The sequence below is a fragment of the Mesorhizobium sp. B2-3-2 genome (genome assembly GCF_006442295.1).
In the GTDB taxonomy this organism is placed as follows: Bacteria; Pseudomonadota; Alphaproteobacteria; order Rhizobiales; family Rhizobiaceae; genus Mesorhizobium.
Genome location: NZ_VFWA01000009.1, coordinates 72875 through 92283, shown reverse-complemented (window position 1 = coordinate 92283; position 19409 = coordinate 72875). Strand labels below are relative to the sequence as shown.

Sequence of the window (19409 nt, the reverse complement as noted above, 5' to 3'; positions counted from 1 at the left end):
TCTATTGCAGCCAGGCCGAGGGGCCGGCGCCGGCCTCGTCGAGCGTGTGGCCGGTCCGGAAACGGTCGAGCGCGTAGGCGGCGGTCAGCGGATGCGGCTTGCCGGTGGCAAGCATATGGGCAAAGCACCAGCCGGAAGCCGGCGTCGCCTTGAAGCCGCCATAGCACCAGCCGCCATTGAGATAGAGCCCTTCTATCGGGGTCGGGCAGATGATCGGACTGGCGTCCGGCGTCATGTCCATGACGCCGCCCCAGTGGCGCAGCAGCCTGACACGCGAGATGCAGGGCATCAGGGCTATCGCGGCCTCCGCCACTTCGCGTACGACGCCGAGATTGCCGCGCTGGGCGTAGGAATTGTAGCCGTCGAGATTGCCGCCGAAGACCAGCCCGCCCTTGTCGGACTGGCTGACATAGAAATGATCTGCGCCATAAGCGACGACGTGATCGACCAGCGGCTTGAGCGGCTCGGTGACGAAAGCCTGGAGCACGTGGCTTTCGATTGGCAGTTCCAGGCCGGCCTTGGCGGCAAGGAGCGAAGTATGGCCGGCAACCGCGAGGCCGACCTTGCCGGCGCCGATCCGGCCCTTGCTGGTCTCGACGCCGACGATCCTTTCGCCGTCGCGGACAAAGCCGGTCACCTCGCAGTTCTGGATGATGTCGACGCCGTGGCCGTCGGCAGCGCGCGCATAGCCCCAGGCGACGGCATCATGTCGGGCGGTGCCAGCGCGGCCCTGCAGGATCGCACCATGGATCGGAAATCGCGCGGTTTCGGAGAAATCGAGATAGGGCACCATCCGGCGCACCGCGTCGCGGTCGAGAATGTCGGCGTCGATGCCGTTCAGGCGCATGATATTGGCGCGATGGCTGAATGTGTCGAGCTGATCGGCCGAATGGGCGGTGACGATCTGGCCGCGCTGCGAAAACATCACATTGAAGTTCAGCGCCCGCGACAGGCCTTCCCACAGCTTGACCGAGAATTCGTAGAACTGGGTGTTGCCGTCGAGCAGGTAGTTGGAGCGGATGACCGTGGTGTTGCGGCCGACATTGCCGCCGCCGACATAGCCCTTCTCCAGAACGGCGACATTGCGGATGCCGTGGTTCTCGGCGAGGTAGAAAGCCGTCGCGAGGCCATGCCCGCCGCCGCCCACGACAATCACGTCATAGGCGGGCTTCGGCTCGGCCGCGCGCCAGGCGCGTTGCCAATTCTTCTGGCCGGAAAGGGCATTGCGGAAAATCGAAAACGCCGAATAGCGCGCCATCTTCATGGTCTAGCGGACGATCAGGCCGGCTGGGGTGCGGGTCAGCACTTCGGCCCCCACATCGGTCAGCAGCACGGTGTTGGAGATGAAATGGTCGCCGCGGCCGGTTCCCATCAGCCAGGACAGGATGTGGAAGCTCATCCCGGTCTCGATTTCGAGATCGGAATCGTGCCTGAGGCCCGTCACCGAATTGCCGCCGGTCCATGAGGGCGGCTGGCCAATGCCGACGAGATAGCCGCAATGATGGCGACGATAATGGGAGAGGCCGGCCTCGTCGGCGACACCTTGCCAGGCGGCGTAGACATCGCGCGCCCTGGCGCCGGGCTCGAGCGCCTTGACGACGGCATCGAATGCCTTGGCAGTGACCTCGGCCATGGCTGCGTCTTCGTCCTTGATGTTGCCGATGCGGATCAGCCGGCCAAGCGGTGCGTGATAGCGCGAGACGCAGCCCGACAGTTCGACGAAGACCGGCTCGCCGCTGCGATAGATGCCGTCGCCCCAGGTCGTGTGCTCCTCGCCGAGCCGGGCGGCGGGCCGGATGAACGGGCCGAAGCCCGGCGCGTGGCCGCCGGCGCGCACCATCGCCGCCACGCATTGAGCGGCAACCTCCTGCTCGGCGGCGCCATCGGAGATGGCAGCGATCGCGGCACCTGCCGCGGCATCCGTGACCTTGGCGGCGCGGCGCATCAACACCTGTTCCTCGGCGCTCTTCACCAGCCGCATCTTGTCGACCAGTCCCGAGACGTCGCTCCATTTGGCGTCGGCCCGCGCCTCGAGCTTCAGGGCGAGGCCGTGGCTGAGGCCGGAGGTCCAGTGTTCGAGGCCTATTCGTTTGCCTGCCAAGCCGAGTTCGGAAATGATGCGCGCGGCGAGGTCGGCCGCGGTCTCGCTGTCGGAATGGCCACGGAATTCCGCTGCCTTCACCTGGTTCTCGATCGTCACTTTCTCCATCGACCGGGTGACCAGGATGGGGCGCCGGTCGAGCGTGACGATCAGGAGGTGCGGCGCGAAATAACCCCAATGGTCGAGGCCGGTGAGGTAGAAAGCAGTCTCCGGCGAGGCGAAGACGGCGGCATCGAGCTCGCGCTCTACCAATGCCGTGCGAACTTTCGACAAGCGGCCGGCGATCTCGGCTTCGGAAAAGGGATTGCGGTCCATTGAGGTGTCCTTGAGTTGCCGGTCCTGGGCTGATGGTCAGTCAATGACGATGGGATCGCGGGCCACGTCGCAGAGCCGCTCGCCGCCGCCTTCGGTGACGCTGGGATCCTGGCAGATGGTGAGATCGAAGCCGGCCTTTGCCATGCGTTTGCCTCACGTCGGCCAGTCGCTGCACGTATTCCGCCTTGCTGAACCCGCCCGACACGTCCAAAGCCGTTTTCCTTCCTGTCTCATCCAAATACGGTTCGTATCTGCATCGAGAAAGTACACCTTAATTGTGCACAACTTGCGCATCGCCAAGCCGCCAAATCGAGATCTACGGCGATTTTTCGAGATTCGTACAGTGCGTCTTGCGATATGTCCAGATGAGTTGTATACCTCTTAGTGTGCTTGACACGATGGTGGAGAAACGTCGTTGGAGCCGGAAATTATCGAAGAAGAAAAGGGGAATGCATGTTCACGTCACAGATATCCCGCCGCGCGCTCGTGAAGGCCGCCGCCTGTCTTGCGCTCGCCTCGACCGCATTCACGTCACTGCCGGCCCATGCCGAAACGACGCTCGAACGCGCCAAGAAGGACGGCTATATCCGCGTCGGCTTCGCCAATGAGGCGCCGTTCGGTTTCGCCACGCCTGACGGCAAATTGACCGGCGAAGCGCCGGAAGTCGCCAAGGCGGTGCTCGCCAAGATGGGCATTGCGCAGGTCGACGGCGTGCTGACCGAATTCGGCTCGCTCATTCCGGGTCTCAAGGCCGGCCGCTTCGACATCATCGCCGCCGGCATGTTCATCAATCCCAAGCGCTGCGCCGAGATCAATTTTTCCGAACCGTCCTACGGCATTGGCCAGGCCATGCTGGTCGCGAAGGGCAATCCGAAAGGCGTGAAGGACTATTCGAGCATCAAGGACAATCCCGATCTCAAGCTCGCCGTGATGGCGGGCGCCGTCGAGGGGGGATATGCGAAGGACGCCGGCGTTGCCCAAGGACAAGTCGTTTCCTTGCCCGACCAATCCAGCCTGGTCGCGGCCGTCCAGTCTGGCCGTGCCGATGCTGCCGCGCTAACCGCGCTCTCGATCGCCGATATGGCCAAGAAGGCCGATGGCGTCGAATCGACCAAGCCCTTCGGTGAAGTTGCCGGCAAGTCGGTGAAGGGCCATGGCGGCTTCGGCTTCCGCAAGGAGGACACCGACCTGCAGGAAGCGTTCAATGCCGAACTGAAGAAATTTCTCGGTACGCCGGAGCATATCGCGCTGGTCGAGCCGCTCGGCTTCGGCAAGGACTATCTGCCGAACAAGACGACTGCGGAGCTCTGCAAGGGCGAATAAATTCCCAACTGCTGGGCGGCGTGAAAGCGCCGCCCTCTTTTTTCCTCGGAGAAGCAGATGGGTATCCGCACGCTCGTTGCCATGCTGGTCGTTTCGCTGGCCGTGATCGCGGCGCTGGCGACGCAGGAGACATACAGGCTGTTCCTACCGGGACTATTGCAGGGCGCCGTCCTGACGATCGAGATCGCTGTCCTCGGCAGCCTGCTGGCGGTCGTCATGGGCGTGCTCGCCGCGCTGGCGCGCATGTATGGTCCGGCGCCGCTCAGATGGCTGGCGACTGTCTATGTCGAAGTCTTTCGCGGCACCTCGGCGCTCGTGCAATTGTTCTGGCTGTTTTTCGTGCTGCCGCAATTCGGCGTCACGCTCGACGCGTTTCCCGTCGCGGTGCTGGCGCTTGGCCTGAATGTTGGCGCCTACGGATCCGAATGCGTGCGCGGCGCCATCCAGTCGGTCGCGCGCGGCCAATGGGAGGCGGGAACGGCGCTCAACATGAGCCGCGCGCAAATGCTGCGCCGGATCATCCTGCCGCAGGCCTTCATCGCCATGATCCCGCCCTGGGGCAATCTTTTCATCGAGCTTTTGAAATCGACGGCGCTGGTTTCGCTGATCACGCTCTCCGATCTTGCCTTCAAGGCGCAGCAGATGAACCAGAACACCTTCAAGACCATTCCCATCTTCACGCTGGTGCTGCTGATGTATCTCGCCATGTCACTGGTTGTTTCCATCGGCATGCGGCTTCTCGAAAGGCGGGCCTCGCTCGGCCTGGCGCGGGGGAGGGCGGCATGATCTGGGATTGGAGTTTTGCCGCGGAGATCCTCCCGGTGCTGGCACGCGCCGCCGTCGTCTCGATCGAGGCGACGCTGCTCGGCTTCGTCATCGCGGCTTTGCTCGGCCTGGTCCTCGCGGTAATCCGTATCGCAGTGCCCTGGACCGGCTGGACGATCTCGGTGCTCGTCGAACTGATCCGCTCGACGCCTCTGCTCATCCAGATCTTCTTTCTCTATTTCGTCTTTCCGAAATTCGGCGTCGTGCTCGACGCATTCACGGCCGGTGTTCTGGCCATCGGCATCCACTACGCCGCCTATTGCTCGGAAGTCTACCGCGCGGGCTTCGACAACATCCATCGCGGCCAGTGGGAAGCCTCGATCGCGCTCAACCTCTCCTCCTGGACGACCTTTCGCGACATCATCATCCCGCAGGCGATACCGCCGATCGTGCCGGCGCTCGGCAACTATCTCGTCGCGCTGTTCAAGGAGACGCCGCTGCTGTCGGCCATCGCCGTGCTGGAACTCATGCAGACGGCCAAGATCATTGGCTCCGAAACCTTCCGCTACACCGAACCGATCACGCTGGTCGGCCTGTTCTTCCTGGCCATGAGCCTGGTTTCGGCCGCGCTCATCCGTGCCCTCGAACGCCTGCTCAACCGGAGGACCGCGCGATGACCGAACAACCGATGGTCCGTTTCGACAATGTCTCGAAGCGTTACGGCGCGCTCACCGTGCTCGACGGGCTGAACCTCGAAATCGCGCGCGGCGAGAAGGTTTCCGTCATCGGGCCGTCCGGCTCCGGCAAGACCACGGTCCTGCGCATGCTGATGACGCTGGAGACGATCAATGACGGCGTCATCTGGGTGGAAGGCGAGCCACTGACGCATATGAAGCAAGGCGGAAAGCTGGTGCCCGCCAATCTCGCCCATATCCGCCGCATCCGGGCGAAGATCGGCATGGTGTTCCAGTCCTTCAACCTGTTTCCACACATGACGGCGATGGCCAATTGCATCGAGGCGCCGATGACCGTGCTTGGCATGAAGCGGGCCGATGCCGAGGCACGGGCGGCCGAGCTTCTCGACATGGTCGGGCTGTCGCAAAAGAAGGATCACTACCCTTCCCAGCTTTCCGGCGGCCAGCAACAGCGCGTCGCCATTGCCAGGGCGCTGGCGATGCGGCCCAAGATAATGCTGTTCGACGAGGTGACGTCCGCGCTCGATCCGGAACTTGTCGGCGAAGTGCTGCAAGTGATAAGGCAAATCGGCCGCGAGCATGATTTGACGATGCTCATGGTCACCCACCAGATGGGCTTCGCCAAGGAATTTTCCGATCGCGTCTGCTTCTTCTACCAGGGCAAAATTTGCGAGCAGGGGCCGCCAGCAGAGCTTTTCGGCGCACCCAAGAATGAGCGGACGCGGCAGTTCCTGCACGCTGTCCTGGAGGCTGGATGACGCTTGATACGGATGCCTCGGCCAAGACTGTGCCGCCTTCGCGTCCGCTCTCGGCGCGGGAACGGTTCGAACGCATCTACCTGATCCTGCGCGACCGTATCTGCCTGCTCGACTACCCGCCGGGAAGCCGGCTCTCCGAGGAAGAACTCGCCCAGGAATTCGAGATCAGCCGCACACCGGTCCGACGCGTGCTGGCGCGGCTCGAGGCCGAAGGCCTTGTGCAATCGGTCCACGGCGTCGGCACCCTCGTCACGGACGTCGACATCGAGGAGTTGCAACAGGTCTATCATCTGCGACTGGAACTCGCGCTGCTGGTCGGCAAGCTTTCGCCAATTCCCCGAACGGCGGTCGACCTCGATCGCATTCGAGCGCTCATCGCGCGCTGCGATTCCGATATGCTCAACCCGGATCAGCGTGCCTTCCTGCAATTGAATATGGACTTCTTCACTGAACTGTCCGGCATGACCGGCAACCAGCCTCTGCGCGAAATAAGCGAAAGGCTGTATTTTCAGGTGGCGCGCGTAGTCCTTAAGATGATGCCGCAGCTCGGCCTGGTGGAGGAGTTCACGGCCTTCCGGCGCGAAATGGAGGAAGTGCTGGCCGCCGCGGAAATCGGGGATTGGGAATCGATCGGGCACATCAGGCGAGCCCATATCTCGATGAGCTTTCGGCGCATGATGCGCCATGCCGGCCGATATGATGAATTTGACGGCAAGACCTGACGGTCGTCCTTTGTCACGGTGACGTAGCTTGTCATGCCGGCGGCGAGAAGCGCTGCTGCTCCCTCCTTTTATTCGGGGTGCCGCCGTTCAGCCACGGCATCAGGCACCACCACCAGCTTGCCGACGAAGTCCTTGGCGATGAAATCGGCTTGGGCGTGGTGGAAATCGGAAAGCCTGTAGACGCCGCCGACCAGCGGCCGGATCTTGCCTTCCTCGATATACCGCACGATACGGCGGAAATCCGCACGTGTGCCCTGGCTCGAGCCGTGGAGTTGGAGCTGCTTGAGATACATGGTCCTGAGATCGAGCTGGACGACCGGGCCGGCGATCGCGCCGGCGGTGGTGTAGCGGCCCTCGGGCCTCAGGATACGCAATAAGTCATTGAAGATCGCGCCGCCGACAAGGTCGGCCACGACGTCGACGGGCTGGCCGCCGGTCGCCTTGGCCACGGCGTGCGGCAGGTCGGCCACGCCACGGGTGATGACGGCCTCGGCGCCGATGTCGAGCACCGCCTGCTCCTTGCCCTTGCCGACGACGGCATAGGGAATGGCTCCGCGCGCCCGCGCCAATTGCACGATGCCGGAGCCGACGCCGCCCGAGGCGCCGGTGACCAGCACGCGTTCGCCGGCCTTGAGCCCTGCACGTTCCAGCATCTGCTCGCCGGTGAGATAGGCGCAGCAGAAGGTGGCGAGTTCGACGTCGCTCAAGTCGGTGTCGACGACATGGGCGTTCTCGGCCGGCACAGCCTGGTATTCGGCGTAACCGCCGTCGCGGCCGTGGCCCATATAGTCGATGTCGGCGAGCGAATCGTCCTCGCGATTGTAGATCGAGAAATCGACCATCACTCGCTCGCCGATGCGATCAGGCGAGACCCCTGCGCCAACGGCAGCGACGGTTCCGACCGTGTCGGTGCCCTGGATGCGGGGGAAGGTCAGCGTGTTGCCCTGACGCCGCCATGTCGACACGGCCCCTGCGTCCTCCTCCGTGCCATAGGCGCCCTGGCGAACCCAGACGTCGGTGTTGTTCATGCCGCAGGCGCTGACCTTGACCAGCACTTCGCCGGCGGCGGGCACAGGCACTTTCACATCAGTGCGGTAGACAAGCTTTTCCGGGCCGCCGTGGCCGGTAAGCTGCACGGCCGCCATGGTGGCGGGGAGGGTGGGATGAGAGGTCATCGCGTTCACTTCCGAATACTTGGTAGGTTGGCGCTGCCTCTCACCTTTACCCTCTCTCCGTGAACGACGAGGATGTGCAGGCGGATGAGGGGCAGCGCCGATCATCGACAATTAGAGACTGGCGAACACGCTCCTTACGGCATCGGCGGTCTTGGCCACCACGGTGTCAGCCTCTTCGCGCGTCAGGCAGAGCGGCGGCGCGAAGCCCAGAATATCGCCCTGCGGCATGGCGCGGCCGATGATCCCGCTTGCGGCGAGGGCCGTGGCGATCTGCGGTCCGATCTTCTGCGCCGGATCGAAGAACACACGATCGTCCTTGTCGGCGACGAACTCGACCGCCGCCAGCATGCCGTCACCGCGCACCTCGCCGACGTTTTTGTGGCCGCTGACGGCCTTGGCCAATTCGGCGCGGAAATAGGCGCCGGTCTCGCCGGCATTCCTCACCAGATCCATCTCATCGATCAGTTCGAGGTTGGCCACACCCGCGGCGACGCAGATCGGATGCGCCGAATAGGTCCAGCCGTGCCCGAGCGAGCCGAGCTTGTCGGAGCCCTGCACCAGCACCTGCCACATCTTGTCGGCGACGATGACGCCCGACAGCGGCGCGTAGGCGGAAGTCAGGCCCTTGGCGATGGTGATCAGGTCCGGCTTGATGCCGTAATGGTCGGAGCCGAACATGGTGCCCAACCGGCCAAAGCCCGTCACCACTTCGTCGGCGACCAGCAGCACGTCGTATTTCTTCAGCACCGCCTGGATTTTCTCCCAATAGCCGGCGGGCGGCGGTACGATGCCGCCGGTGCCGAGAATCGGCTCACCGATAAAGGCGGCGACGGTCTCGGGGCCTTCGGCCAGGATCATTTCTTCCAGCTTGTCGGCGCAGTGCTGCGAGAACTGCTCCTCGCTCATCGAGCGGTCGGCACGGCGGAAATAATAGGGCGCTTCGGTGTGCAGGATCGGCGCGCGCGGCAGGTCGAAGGCATTGTGGAAAAGATCGAGCCCGGTCAGCGACCCCGTCATGATGCCGGAACCGTGATAGCCGCGCCAGCGCGAGATGATCTTCTTCTTCTCCGGGCGACCAAGGACGTTGTTGTAATACCAGATCAGCTTGATGTTGGTTTCGTTGGCATCTGAACCGGAGAGGCCGAAATAGACCCTCGACATGCCCTTCGGCGCACGGTCGATGATCATCTTCGACAGCGTGATCGAGGCTTCGGTGCCGTGGCCCACATAGGCGTGATAATAGGCGAGGTTCTTGGCTTGTGCGGCGATGGCATCGGCGATCTTCTGGCGGCCGTAGCCGACATTGACGCAATAGAGGCCAGCAAAGGCATCGATGCTCTTCTTGCCATTGTTGTCCCAGACGGTGACGCCTTCACCGCCGGCCATGATCCGCGTGGGCGATTCACCGCGCGCATGCGTGCCCATATGGGTCGAAGGATGGAAGAAGTGGTCGCGGTCCCAAGCGGCGAGTTCGTTGGACTGGTCGAGCATTTTTTGACTCCTTGAGGGATGGCCGGACGAAGCTATGCGACATCCAGGCAGAGATACTTCAGATCGGTGAAAGCTTCGAGCCCGTGACGCGAACCCTCGCGGCCGATGCCGGACTGCTTGACGCCGCCGAACGGGATCGGCGCGCCGGTGATCTTGACGCGGTTGATGGCGACCATGCCGTAGTCCAGCGCTCGGCCCATGCGCTGCTGGCGCGCGCCGTTCTCGGTCACGACATAGGCGACCAGGCCATATTCGGAGGCGTTGGCGCGCGCGGTCACCTCGTCCTCGCTGTCGAACGGTGTCACGGCTGCGACCGGACCAAACGTTTCTTCGCGCATGATCAGTGCCTCGTCAGATACGTCGGCCAGCAGCGTCGGCTGGTAGAACAACGGGCCGGCCTGGTGCCTTCTGCCGCCGACGAGGCAGCGGGCGCCATGGGCGAGCGCGTCGGCGACCTGCTCCTCGACCTTCTTGACGGCGCGCTCATGCATTAGCGGGCCGATGTCGCTTTCGCCGGCAAGGCCATTGCCGGTCCGCATCGCCTCGATGCGCTTGGCGAAGGCGGCACAGAAACGGTCGTAGATGGGCCGCTGGACATAGATGCGGTTGGCCGCGAGGCAGTCCTGGCCGGACGTGGCGAATTTGGCGTCGACGGCGATGCGCACAGCTTTGTCGAGGTCGGCGTCGGCAAAGACGACCAACGGCGCGTGGCCGCCAAGCTCCATAACCAGCCGCTTCATCGTCGGCGCGCTCTGGGCCGCGATCAGCCTGCCGATCTCGGTCGAACCGGTGAAGCTCATCGCGCGCACGCGAGGGTCCTCGCACATTCGCCCGACAATGATCGACGCCTTGCCTGTGACGACGTTGAAGACGCCGGCGGGCAGGCCGGCGCGCTCGCCGAGTTCGGCCAGCGCCAGCGCCGAGAGCGGCGTTTCCGAAGAGGGGTGAGCGACGATGGTGCAACCGGCGGCAAGGGCCGCGGCCGCCTTGCGGGTCAGCATGGCGGACGGGAAGTTCCACGGCGTCACGACGCCGACGACGCCGAGCGGCTCGCGCCGCACCGTCATTTCCGCGTTCGCCAGATGGCTGGTTACGCTTCCGGCATTGAGGCGCTTTGCTTCCTCGGCATACCATTCGACGAAGGAAGCGGCATAATCGATCTCGCCGAGCGATTCCTTCAAGGGCTTACCCTGTTCCAGCGTCATCAGCAGAGCGAGATCGTCTTTCGCGGCGATGATGAGGTCGAACCATTTGCGCAGGATTTTCGAGCGCTCCTGCGGCAACAGCGCCCGCCAGGCGGGGAAAGCGCGCGCCGCCGCGTCGACCGCTCCTGTCGTCTGGCGGCCATCGAGCGCGGCGACGAAGGCCACCGTGGCGCCGGTCGCGGGATCGGTGACCTCGAAGCTCTCCGCCGCCTCGCTTGCCGTCCAGTGCCCGTCGACATAGGCAAGCTCGCGCAGCAGCCGGCGGTCGGCGAGGCGGTCGAGCGCTTCATGGCGGTGCGAACGGGCAAAATGCGCTGACATCATCGATTGCTCCCGATTGGGGTGATGCCGCAAGACTAGGGGCGTCGGCGCGAAGGATGAGGCTGTTTAGGTGCAGCTATATAGAGAGATTCTCTCTATTCGGCTGGAGAGCAGGACGATCTGTCTAGCCACAGGGGTGGGGCGGGTGCTTTCGCGCATTCTCCGAGCGTTTCGTTCTCAGGCCTGCACCGGCAAAAGATCGGCAAGCGGCAGTACGGTCTCGTCCTTCACCGTCTTGATCACGATATAGGTGAAGTAGCGGTCGATGCCGATTTCGCGGTCGAGCAAGGCATCGACCAGCCGCTGATAGGTATCGATATCGCGCGCCATCACCTTCAGAACATAGTCGACGCCGCCGCCCACCGACCAGCAGGCCACAATCTCGGGTATGTCGCGGATGACGCGCTCAAAGCGGTCGAAATCGGCCTGGCGGTGGCTGGCCAAAGTCACCTCCATCAGCACGGTGGCGACGGGTGCGACAACGCGCATGGCAATCGAGGCATGATAGCCGGAGACGATACCGGCCTTTTCGAGCTTGCGCAGCCGCATCCAGCACGGTGTCGGCGACAGGCCGACCTTGTCGGCCAGCGCCAGCTTGGTGATGCGCCCGTCACGCTGGATGGCGTCGAGGATTCTGAGGTCGATCGGGTCGAGTTTCGCGGCGGCCATCTGTGTCCACTTTTTGGTCCGCTGTACCATGACGGCGCATTATTTCGATTGTCAATTGCACTGATTTCGATCTCTAATAAGTCATGACATTGTGGCAACCCGATCCCGCGCTCATCCGGCGGCCGGCCTACCAGTCGCTGGCCGACCAGTTCGCGCGCGCCATTCATGACGGGCGGCTCGCCAACGGCGCGCGGCTGCCGACGCATCGCCGGCTGGCCGACGAGTTGAAACTATCGGTGCAGACGGTCAGTCGCGCCTATGAGGAACTGATTCGCCGGGGCCTGATCTCGGGCGAGATCGGCCGCGGCAGCTTCGTCCAGACGCAGCGGCGCGAGCCGGAACCGCCCTATCTGCCGGAGCGACTGGGCGAGGTGATCGATCTCTCGATCCTGAAGCCGGTCTGCGAGCCGATGCATCTGGAGCGGCTGAAGCAGGCGTTGGGCTGGCTGGCCGAGAACCTGCCGTCGAGCTCGGCGCTGTCGTTCCGGCCCAACATGGTGTTTCCCCGCCACCGCGCCGTGGCGGTCGAGTGGCTGAAACTGTGCGGCCTCGATGCCTCGCCCCAGAATATCAGCCTGACCAATGGCGCCACCGCCGGCATGACGGTGGCGCTGATGAGCGTGGCCCCGCCCGGCTCGACCGTCGCTACCGAGGCGATCGGCCACCATACGCTGGTGCCGCTCGCCCGCTATCTCGGCTTCAACCTCGAAGGCCTGCCGATAGACGGCAATGGCCTGATCCCGGAAGCGCTGGACGAGGCCTGCCGGATCTCCGACATCCGGGCCGTGTTCGTGCAGCCTTCGGTGATCAACCCGACGGCGACGCTGATGGATGCGGCGCGGCGCGAGCAGATTGCGGCGGTTGCCCGCAGGCACGACATAGCCATCATCGAGAACGATGTGCTGGGGCCGCTGGTCGAGGACCGGCCGCCGCCGGTCGCCGCCTTCGCGCCTGAGCGCACGCTCTACGTCACGTCTTTCACCAAGATCGTGGTGCCGGGCCTGCGCATCGGTTATCTCGCCGCGCCCGACCGCTATGTCGCCGCGGTTGCCAACCGCCATCTGGTTTCCAACTGGATGGCGACGCCGCTGGTGGCGGAGATCGCCACCAAATGGGTGACCGACGGCACCGCGATGGAACTCGTGCGCTGGCAGCGCACAGCATTGCGGCGACGCCAGGACATCGTCGCCGAGGTGCTGGCCGGCGTCGACTATCGCACCCGGCGCGACGGACTGCATGTCTGGTTGCAGTTGCCGGCCGACCGTGCCGAGGAGAGCTTCGTCGCCCAGGCGCGCCTGCAAGGCGTGGCGATCGCGCCCGGCGCCTCCTTCCGTATCTCGCAAGCGCCTTGGCAACCGGCGGTGCGCATCTCGCTGGGCTCAACCACCGAAGGGGAACTGCGCGCCGGCCTCGGCGTTGTCACCAAGCTGCTGCTTGGCGACCCCGAGCATCTGCTGCTCGCAATCTAGCGAGATGTGCCGCTATCCAGACGATTGGCCGACCCGCCAAAGGCGTCCCCGTGCCGTCATTTCGGCTCGACTTGATCTCGATCCCGGCACATTGCTAGGCGCTGAATGCCCAAGAATTGTGCGGGATCAGAATAATTGTCATGATATTATTTTCCCGATTGACATGATTTGGCGGGTTCCGCATCGTTAAGGGCATAGGCTTCTCCAGCACGGGAAATTCGTTTGTCCGCATCCGCGCCTATCATCAAGGTCGATGGCATTTCGAAAAGCTTCGGCACCTTCAAGGTGCTGGATGGCCTGTCCATGCAGGTCATGCCCGGCGAGAAGCTGGCGCTGATCGGCCCGTCCGGCTCGGGCAAGACGACGATCCTGCGCATCCTGATGACGCTGGAGCGGATCGATGGCGGCCACATCCAGATCGATGGCGAGCATCTCTATCACATGGAGCGAAACGGCCAGCTGCTGGCCGCCGACGAGCGGCATCTGGCCAGGATGCGCCAGAAGATCGGCATGGTCTTCCAGCTGTTCAATCTGTTCCCGCACAAATGCGTCATCGATAACGTTACCCTGGCGCCGATGCTGACCAAGGGCACGCCGCGCGCCGCCGCCGAGAAGCGGGCGATGGAATTGCTCGACATGGTCGGCATGGCCGACAAGGCCAAGGCCATGCCGGCGCAGCTTTCGGGCGGCCAGAAGCAGCGTGTCGCGATTGCCCGCGCGCTGGCACTGTCGCCCCGGATCATGCTGTTCGACGAGGTCACCTCGGCGCTCGATCCCGAACTGGTCGAGGAGGTGCTTAATGTGATGCGCAAGCTCGCTGCCGAAACCGACATGACGATGCTGCTCGTCACCCATGAAATGGGCTTTGCCCACGACTTCGCCGACCGGGTGCTGTTCTTCGACCGCGGCCGCATCGTCGAGGAGGGCAAACCCGACGAGATTTTCCGCCATCCCAAACAGGAGCGCACGCAAGGTTTCCTGAAGAAGATCATCGCGGCCGGACATCGCGTCTGACCGCCATGCCCGAGGCGGCGATACCGTCCGCAAGGGCGGCATTGCCGTCCTGAGATCACTGCAACCAAGAACACAAACATGGAGTTGGGAACAATGAAAAAACTTGGCATTCTGGCCGGCGTCGCCGGTCTTGCGCTGACCGCGGTGCTCGCCGCCTCGAACATCGGATCGGCCGACGACAGCAAGCTCGAGCAGTTGAAGGCGCAAGGCTTCGCCCGCCTCGCCATCGCCAACGAGCCACCCTACACGGCGGTCGCTGCCGACGGCAAGGTTTCGGGCGCCGCGCCCGACGTGGCGCGGGAAATCTTCAAGCGGCTGGGCGTCGCCGATGTCGCCGCCTCGATCTCGGAATATGGCGCCATGATCCCCGGCCTGCAGGCCGGCCGCTTCGACGTCGTCACTGCCGGCCTGTTCATGAAGCCGGAGCGTTGTGCGGCGGTAGCCTATTCCGAGCCGGTGCTGTGCGACGCCGAGGCGATGCTGGTGAAGAAGGGCAATCCGAAGGGCTTCAAGAGCTATGAGGATGTCGCCAAGGACACCTCCGCCACCATCGGCGCGCCCGGCGGCGGCACCGAGGAGAAGCTCGCGCTCAACGCCGGCGTGCCGCGTGACCGCGTCATCGTCGTGCCCGACGGCCAGAGCGGGCTGAAGATGGTGCAGGACGGCCGCATCGACGCCTATTCGCTCCCCGTCCTGTCGATCAACGATCTGATGAAGAAGGCCAATGACCCGAGCCTCGAAGTCATAGCACCCGTGCAGGGCGCGCCTGTCTATTGCGACGGCGCCGCCTTCAAGAAGGGCGACGAAGCACTGCGCGACGCCTTCGATGTCGAGCTCGCCAAGATGAAGAAGTCGGGCGAGTTCGCCAAGATCATCGAGCCCTACGGCTTCTCGGCTGCGGCGGCGATGTCGACGACGCGCGATAAGCTCTGCGCCGCGAAATAAGGCCTTTTCCCTTCCCCCCGTCCGCGGGGGAAGGGAGCCCGAAGGGCCGGATGAGAGCAGCGCGCGTTTTTGCGAGCTGGAGCCGCGCCTCATCCGCCTGCCCGTCCTTCGCGGCAGCTGTGCTGCGGCTAAGGAGGGTGAACCTGCATCTTCTCCTCGTGAGAGGGGAGAAGATGCTAAAACCAAATGTTGGAAGCCTCTGATAAATGACCCAGTGGTCCGGCTATCTCGGCCTGATATTGCAGGGAGCGCTTGTCACCATCGAGCTGACGCTGATGGGGTCGGTGCTGGCCCTCGTCATGGCCTTCCTGGCCGGCATGGGGCGGCTGTCGCGCTTCTTCGCGCTGCGGGCGCTCGCCACCGCCTATATCGAATTCTTCCGCGGCACATCGATTTTCGTTCAGCTGTTCTGGGCCTATTTCGTGTTGCCCCTGGCCGGCGTCGAACTCACTCCGCTGCAAGCCGGCGTGCTGGCGCTGGGCCTCAATGTCGGCGCCTATGCGGCGGAAGTGGTGCGCGGCGCCATCCAGTCGGTCGGCGCCGAGCAATATGAAGCCTGCACGGCGCTCAATCTCGGCCGCTGGCAAGGCATGCGCCATGTCATCCTGCCCCAGGCGCTTCTGGTGATGCTGCCGACCTTCGGCAACAACGCCATCGAACTGCTCAAGGCGACATCCGTCGTCTCGCTGATTTCACTCGCCGATCTCACCTTCCAGGCACAGGTGGTGCGTTCGCAGACCGGCAGCACGCTGATGCCGTTCACCACCATCCTGGTGATCTATTTCGTGCTCGCGCTCGTCATTTCGTGGGGCGTGCGGTCGCTGGAGCGCCGCATGGCGCGCGGCCTCGACGGAGTGCGCGTCTGATGGATGGGGCCCTGTAATGGATTGGGACTGGGATTTCGTCCGGCAGATCCTGCCGACGCTGATCGAGGGGGTGAAGATCACCATCCTGGCGACGGTGCTCGGCTCGGTGCTGGCGGCGATCGTCGGGCTGGGCATCGCACTGGCCCGCCGCTCGCCGAACAAGATGATGTCGCGCACGGTCGCCTGGGCGGCCGAATTCATCCGCGGCACGCCGCTGCTGGTGCAGCTCTACTTCATCTTCTACGTGCTGCCCGATTTCGGCATCCTGCTGCCGCCGCTTGTGGCCGGCGTCATCGGGCTTGGGCTGCACTACGGGACCTATACGGCGGAGGTCTATCGCGCCGGCATCGAAAACGTGCCGCGCGGCCAGTGGGAGGCGGCCAAAGCCTGCAATCTCAGCGCTCGCCAGACCTGGACCCACATCGTCATACCGCAGGCGATCCCGCCGATGATCCCGGCGCTGGCCAATTATTTCATCGCCATGTTCAAGGAGACGCCGCTGCTGTCGGCAATCACTGTGCTGGAGCTGATGAACCAGGCCAAGAGCGTCGCCAACACCTATTACCGCTATGTCGAGCCGATGACGCTGGTCGGCGCCTTCTTCCTGATCATCAGCCTTTTCTCGGTTATGCTGCTGCGCTGGCTGGAACATCGCTACGGCAAGATCGAAAGGTAGTTCCCATGAAGCCGCTTCCCGAAATCAGGCTGATGCCGACAAGGCCCGCACTCGAGGCGCGCCCGTTGGAAAAGCGCGTCGGCCTGATCATCCTGGCCACCGACCACACCAGCGAGCCGGACTTCCGCCGCATGGTGGCGAGTGAGAGGATCGGCATCTATGTAGCCCGCATCCCCTATAAGAATCCGACCACACCGCAGAATCTGCGCAAGATGCAGCCCGAACTGACGGCAGGCGCGGCGCTGATCCTGCCGGACGAACCGCTCGATGCCATCTGCTACTCCTGCACGTCGGCCTCCGTGGTGATCGGCGACGCCGAGATCGAGGCGGCGATCCAGGCGGCCAAGCCTGGCGTGCCCGTGGTCACGCCGCCGATGGCGGGCGTGCGCGGACTGAGGGCTCTGGGCGCGAAGAGGATCAGCATTCTCACCCCCTACACCGTCGAGACCAGCCGGCCGATGGCGGCCTATTTCGCCGAACGCGGCTTCGAGATCGCCAGCTTCACCTGTCTCGGCTTCGAGGACGACCGCGAGATGGCGCGCATTGCGCCGGCGGCTCTCGTCGAGCTGGCGCGCGAGGCGACTGACCCGCAGGCCGAGGCGTTGTTCGTGTCCTGCACGGCGCTGCGCTCGGCGCTGGCGGTTGCCGCGATGGAACAGGCTATCGGCCGTCCGGTCGTCACCAGCAACCAGGCGAGCGCGTGGAATTGCCTGCGACTGTGCGGCGATGATGTGCCGCGTCCGGAGTTCGGGCGGCTGACGACCTTGCCGCTTGGACAGTAAGGTTATGTCCTGCATGCACGAGCGACCCATGACGCACGCCGTCGCCCTTTCAGACATCCGCGCCGCGCGCCAACGCATCATCGGCAAGGTCGAGCCGACACCGGTCGTGCCGTCCGAGAGCCTGTCGGAGCGGCACGGCTTTCCTGTTCACCTCAAGCTGGAACACCGCCAGACCACGGGCAGCTTTAAGCTGCGTGGCGCCTCGAACGCCATTGCTTCGCTCAATGCCGAGCAGCGGGCACGCGGTGTCGTCGCGGCTTCGACCGGCAATCACGGCCGCGCACTCGCCCATGCCGCCAGGCTCGAAGGCATGCGCGCGGTGATCTGCATGTCGCGGCTGGTGCCTCGGAACAAGCTCGATGCCATCCGCCGCCTCGGCGCGGAAATCCGCATTGTCGGCGACAGCCAGGACGACGCGCAACAGGAGGTCGAGCGGCTGGCGGCGCAAGAGGGTCTGGTGATGCTGCCACCCTTCGACCATCCCGACATCATCGCCGGGCAGGGCACGCTCGGGCTGGAGATCATGGAGCAGGTTCCTGACGCCGCTCTGGTGCTGGTGCAGCTCTCCGGCGGCGGGTTGGCCTCCGGGATTGCCGCGGCGGTCAAGGGCGTCAGGCCGAGCACAAAGGTCGTCGGCATCTCGATGGCGCGCGGTGCGGCGATGAAGGCCAGCCTCGATGCGGGGCGTCCGGTGCAAGTGGAGGAACTGCCGACGCTGGCGGATTCGCTCGGCGGCGGCATTGGCCTCGACAACCGGCTGACCTTTTCCATGTGCCGAGACCTGCTCGACGACGTCGTGCTGCTTTCCGAGGATGAGATCGCCGCCGGCATCCGCCATGCCTATGAACAGGAGCGCGAGGTTGTCGAGGGCGCCGGCGCGGTCGGTATCGCGGCGCTCGTCGCCGGCAAGGTGAAGCCAAACGGACCGGTGGTCGTTCTGCTTTCGGGTCGCAATATCGATATGAGCCTGCACAGAAAGATCGTTTGCGGCGAAGTCGTTGCGGAGCGCGCCTGATGAGCCGGATGACCATCCTTACCGAGAAACAACTGCGCGAAATCGTAGCTCTCGATCTCGACGCCGTCGCCTGTGTCGAGAACGCCTTCCGGGCGCTCGCTACCCTGCCGGTGGCGATGCCGCCGATCCTGCGGCTCGACATCCCTGAGCATCGCGGCGAGGTCGACGTGAAGACCGCCTATGTGCCCGGCATCGACGGCTTCGCCATCAAGATCAGCCCCGGCTTCTTCGACAATCCCAAGCTCGGCCTGCCCAGCGTCAACGGCATGATGGTGCTGCTGTCGGCAAAAACCGGTCTCGTCGAGGCGTTGCTGCTCGACAATGGCTACCTGACCGACGTCCGCACCGCCGCAGCCGGGGCAGTCGCGGCAAAACATCTGTCGCGGCCGGATTCGTCCGTTGCCGCGATCTTCGGCGCCGGCGTGCAGGCCGGATTGCAGCTCGAGGCGCTGCGCCTGGTGCGACCGATCGAAGAAGCTCGCATCTGGGCGCGCGACACGGCCAAGGCGCAAGCCGCGGCCAGCGCCTTGAGCGAAAGACTGGGCATCGTGGTGCACGCAGAAACGGATGCGGCCAAGGCGGTCGCCGGCGCCGACATCATCGTCACCACCACGCCCTCGACCGAACCATTGATCAAGGCCGGCTTCGTCTCGGCGGGCCAGCACATCACCGCCATGGGCTCGGATGCCGAGCACAAGAACGAGATCGCGCCGGCAATCCTGCGCATGGCCGATCTCTATGTCGCCGACAGCGCAAGGCAGGCGCGCCGGCTCGGCGAATTGCACCATGCCATCTCCGCCGGCGTGATGGCGGCGGAGGCGGAGGTGACCGAACTCGGCCAGATCATCGCCGGCGAACGGCATGGCCGGCGCGCGGCGGACGACATCACCATCGCCGACCTGACCGGCACCGGCGTGCAGGACACGGCGATCGCCACGCTCGCCCGTGACCGGGCCCGGACTGCGAAAGCCGGAACCATTTTTGAAAGTTGATGCTGGCCGCAAGAGCATGATCCGGAAAAGTGGGAACCGGTTTTTCGAGGAGATCATGCTCAAACAAAAAATCACCTGGAGCCAGATTCAACGGAAGTCGAAGCGGGTTC

19 protein-coding genes are annotated in these 19409 nt (G+C 64.2%); 13 read left to right on the top strand and 6 right to left on the bottom strand.

Annotated elements, in window-relative coordinates:
- Position 1: 1 nt before the first annotated feature.
- Positions 2-1258 carry a sarcosine oxidase subunit beta family protein gene (locus FJ964_RS20480; RefSeq protein WP_140552074.1) on the bottom strand — a complete coding sequence of 419 codons (1257 nt, stop codon included), beginning with the start codon at positions 1256-1258 and terminating at the stop codon, positions 2-4.
- A 9-nt stretch (positions 1259-1267) separates the two neighbouring features.
- Positions 1268-2416: a Xaa-Pro peptidase family protein gene (locus tag FJ964_RS20475; RefSeq protein WP_140552073.1), complete on the bottom strand. Its 1149-nt coding sequence runs from the start codon at positions 2414-2416 to the stop codon at positions 1268-1270.
- A gap of 453 nt (positions 2417-2869) precedes the next feature.
- On the opposite strand from FJ964_RS20475, the gene ehuB (FJ964_RS20470) reads away from it, so the two are divergent.
- The 5 genes from ehuB (FJ964_RS20470) to FJ964_RS20450 are packed head-to-tail and all read left to right on the top strand — an operon-like array spanning position 2870 to position 6679.
- Positions 2870-3739 carry an ectoine/hydroxyectoine ABC transporter substrate-binding protein EhuB gene (ehuB, locus tag FJ964_RS20470; RefSeq protein WP_140552072.1) on the top strand — a complete coding sequence of 290 codons (870 nt, stop codon included), beginning with the start codon at positions 2870-2872 and terminating at the stop codon, positions 3737-3739.
- A 57-nt stretch (positions 3740-3796) separates the two neighbouring features.
- Positions 3797-4525, top strand: a complete 729-nt coding sequence (gene ehuC, locus FJ964_RS20465) for an ectoine/hydroxyectoine ABC transporter permease subunit EhuC (protein ID WP_140552071.1) — start codon at positions 3797-3799, stop codon at positions 4523-4525.
- Positions 4522-5181, top strand: coding sequence for an ectoine/hydroxyectoine ABC transporter permease subunit EhuD (gene ehuD / locus FJ964_RS20460; protein ID WP_140499281.1), 660 nt, complete (start codon positions 4522-4524; stop codon positions 5179-5181). Before ehuC (FJ964_RS20465) ends, ehuD (FJ964_RS20460) begins: the two co-directional genes overlap by 4 nt.
- Positions 5178-5957 (top strand): ectoine/hydroxyectoine ABC transporter ATP-binding protein EhuA, encoded by a 780-nt coding sequence (gene ehuA / locus FJ964_RS20455; RefSeq protein ID WP_140499280.1) that lies wholly within the window; start codon positions 5178-5180, stop codon positions 5955-5957. The genes ehuD (FJ964_RS20460) and ehuA (FJ964_RS20455) overlap by 4 nt, the downstream gene beginning before the upstream one ends.
- Positions 5954-6679, top strand: coding sequence for a GntR family transcriptional regulator (locus tag FJ964_RS20450; protein ID WP_140552070.1), 726 nt, complete (start codon positions 5954-5956; stop codon positions 6677-6679). The genes ehuA (FJ964_RS20455) and FJ964_RS20450 overlap by 4 nt, the downstream gene beginning before the upstream one ends.
- A 68-nt stretch (positions 6680-6747) precedes the next feature.
- On the opposite strand, the gene FJ964_RS20445 is transcribed toward FJ964_RS20450, so the two are convergent.
- The 4 genes from FJ964_RS20445 to FJ964_RS20430 form a co-directional block, all read right to left on the bottom strand.
- The gene (locus FJ964_RS20445; protein ID WP_140552069.1) at positions 6748-7863 is read right to left on the bottom strand and encodes an alcohol dehydrogenase family protein; all 1116 of its coding nucleotides are present in this window, start codon (positions 7861-7863) and stop codon (positions 6748-6750) included.
- A 102-nt stretch (positions 7864-7965) separates the two neighbouring features.
- Positions 7966-9345: an aspartate aminotransferase family protein gene (locus FJ964_RS20440; RefSeq protein ID WP_140552068.1), complete on the bottom strand. Its 1380-nt coding sequence runs from the start codon at positions 9343-9345 to the stop codon at positions 7966-7968.
- Positions 9346-9377: 32 nt separating this feature from the next.
- The gene (locus FJ964_RS20435; RefSeq protein WP_140552177.1) at positions 9378-10871 is read right to left on the bottom strand and encodes an NAD-dependent succinate-semialdehyde dehydrogenase; all 1494 of its coding nucleotides are present in this window, start codon (positions 10869-10871) and stop codon (positions 9378-9380) included.
- A gap of 177 nt (positions 10872-11048) precedes the next feature.
- Positions 11049-11540, bottom strand: a complete 492-nt coding sequence (locus tag FJ964_RS20430; RefSeq protein WP_140552067.1) for an Lrp/AsnC family transcriptional regulator — start codon at positions 11538-11540, stop codon at positions 11049-11051.
- 83 nt (positions 11541-11623) lie between these two features.
- On the opposite strand from FJ964_RS20430, the gene FJ964_RS20425 reads away from it, so the two are divergent.
- From FJ964_RS20425 to eutC, 8 genes are all read left to right on the top strand, one after another.
- Positions 11624-13009 (top strand): PLP-dependent aminotransferase family protein, encoded by a 1386-nt coding sequence (locus FJ964_RS20425; protein ID WP_140552066.1) that lies wholly within the window; start codon positions 11624-11626, stop codon positions 13007-13009.
- 222 nt (positions 13010-13231) lie between these two features.
- A complete protein-coding gene (gene ehuA / locus FJ964_RS20420) occupies positions 13232-14023 on the top strand; it encodes an ectoine/hydroxyectoine ABC transporter ATP-binding protein EhuA (RefSeq protein ID WP_140499274.1) in 792 nt (263 codons plus the stop codon).
- 93 nt (positions 14024-14116) lie between these two features.
- Positions 14117-14968, top strand: coding sequence for an ectoine/hydroxyectoine ABC transporter substrate-binding protein EhuB (gene ehuB / locus FJ964_RS20415; protein ID WP_140499273.1), 852 nt, complete (start codon positions 14117-14119; stop codon positions 14966-14968).
- Between the two features lie 206 nt (positions 14969-15174).
- Positions 15175-15834, top strand: coding sequence for an ectoine/hydroxyectoine ABC transporter permease subunit EhuC (ehuC, locus tag FJ964_RS20410; protein ID WP_140552065.1), 660 nt, complete (start codon positions 15175-15177; stop codon positions 15832-15834).
- 16 nt (positions 15835-15850) lie between these two features.
- On the top strand, positions 15851-16510 hold the full coding sequence (ehuD, locus tag FJ964_RS20405) for an ectoine/hydroxyectoine ABC transporter permease subunit EhuD (RefSeq protein WP_140552064.1): 660 nt from the start codon (positions 15851-15853) through the stop codon (positions 16508-16510).
- A gap of 5 nt (positions 16511-16515) precedes the next feature.
- Positions 16516-17292, top strand: coding sequence for an ectoine utilization protein EutA (gene eutA, locus FJ964_RS20400; protein ID WP_140552063.1), 777 nt, complete (start codon positions 16516-16518; stop codon positions 17290-17292).
- A 28-nt stretch (positions 17293-17320) separates the two neighbouring features.
- Positions 17321-18307 carry a hydroxyectoine utilization dehydratase EutB gene (gene eutB / locus FJ964_RS20395; protein WP_140552062.1) on the top strand — a complete coding sequence of 329 codons (987 nt, stop codon included), beginning with the start codon at positions 17321-17323 and terminating at the stop codon, positions 18305-18307.
- Positions 18307-19299, top strand: a complete 993-nt coding sequence (eutC, locus tag FJ964_RS20390; protein WP_140552061.1) for an ectoine utilization protein EutC — start codon at positions 18307-18309, stop codon at positions 19297-19299. The genes eutB and eutC overlap by 1 nt, the downstream gene beginning before the upstream one ends.
- Positions 19300-19409: the final 110 nt, after the last annotated feature.

What these genes read in the sequence shown, in the direction of transcription:
- FJ964_RS20480 (WP_140552074.1), bottom strand. Translation starts at nt 1,258, where the DNA reads ATGGCGCGCTATTCGGCGTTTTCGATTTTCCGCAATGCCCTTTCCGGC.
- FJ964_RS20475 (WP_140552073.1), bottom strand. Translation starts at nt 2,416, where the DNA reads ATGGACCGCAATCCCTTTTCCGAAGCCGAGATCGCCGGCCGCTTGTCG.
- ehuB (WP_140552072.1), top strand. Translation starts at nt 2,870, where the DNA reads ATGTTCACGTCACAGATATCCCGCCGCGCGCTCGTGAAGGCCGCCGCC.
- ehuC (WP_140552071.1), top strand. Translation starts at nt 3,797, where the DNA reads ATGGGTATCCGCACGCTCGTTGCCATGCTGGTCGTTTCGCTGGCCGTG.
- ehuD (WP_140499281.1), top strand. Translation starts at nt 4,522, where the DNA reads ATGATCTGGGATTGGAGTTTTGCCGCGGAGATCCTCCCGGTGCTGGCA.
- ehuA (WP_140499280.1), top strand. Translation starts at nt 5,178, where the DNA reads ATGACCGAACAACCGATGGTCCGTTTCGACAATGTCTCGAAGCGTTAC.
- FJ964_RS20450 (WP_140552070.1), top strand. Translation starts at nt 5,954, where the DNA reads ATGACGCTTGATACGGATGCCTCGGCCAAGACTGTGCCGCCTTCGCGT.
- FJ964_RS20440 (WP_140552068.1), bottom strand. Translation starts at nt 9,345, where the DNA reads ATGCTCGACCAGTCCAACGAACTCGCCGCTTGGGACCGCGACCACTTC.
- FJ964_RS20435 (WP_140552177.1), bottom strand. Translation starts at nt 10,871, where the DNA reads ATGTCAGCGCATTTTGCCCGTTCGCACCGCCATGAAGCGCTCGACCGC.
- FJ964_RS20430 (WP_140552067.1), bottom strand. Translation starts at nt 11,540, where the DNA reads ATGGCCGCCGCGAAACTCGACCCGATCGACCTCAGAATCCTCGACGCC.
- FJ964_RS20425 (WP_140552066.1), top strand. Translation starts at nt 11,624, where the DNA reads ATGACATTGTGGCAACCCGATCCCGCGCTCATCCGGCGGCCGGCCTAC.
- ehuB (WP_140499273.1), top strand. Translation starts at nt 14,117, where the DNA reads ATGAAAAAACTTGGCATTCTGGCCGGCGTCGCCGGTCTTGCGCTGACC.
- ehuC (WP_140552065.1), top strand. Translation starts at nt 15,175, where the DNA reads ATGACCCAGTGGTCCGGCTATCTCGGCCTGATATTGCAGGGAGCGCTT.
- ehuD (WP_140552064.1), top strand. Translation starts at nt 15,851, where the DNA reads ATGGATTGGGACTGGGATTTCGTCCGGCAGATCCTGCCGACGCTGATC.
- eutA (WP_140552063.1), top strand. Translation starts at nt 16,516, where the DNA reads ATGAAGCCGCTTCCCGAAATCAGGCTGATGCCGACAAGGCCCGCACTC.
- eutB (WP_140552062.1), top strand. Translation starts at nt 17,321, where the DNA reads ATGACGCACGCCGTCGCCCTTTCAGACATCCGCGCCGCGCGCCAACGC.
- eutC (WP_140552061.1), top strand. Translation starts at nt 18,307, where the DNA reads ATGAGCCGGATGACCATCCTTACCGAGAAACAACTGCGCGAAATCGTA.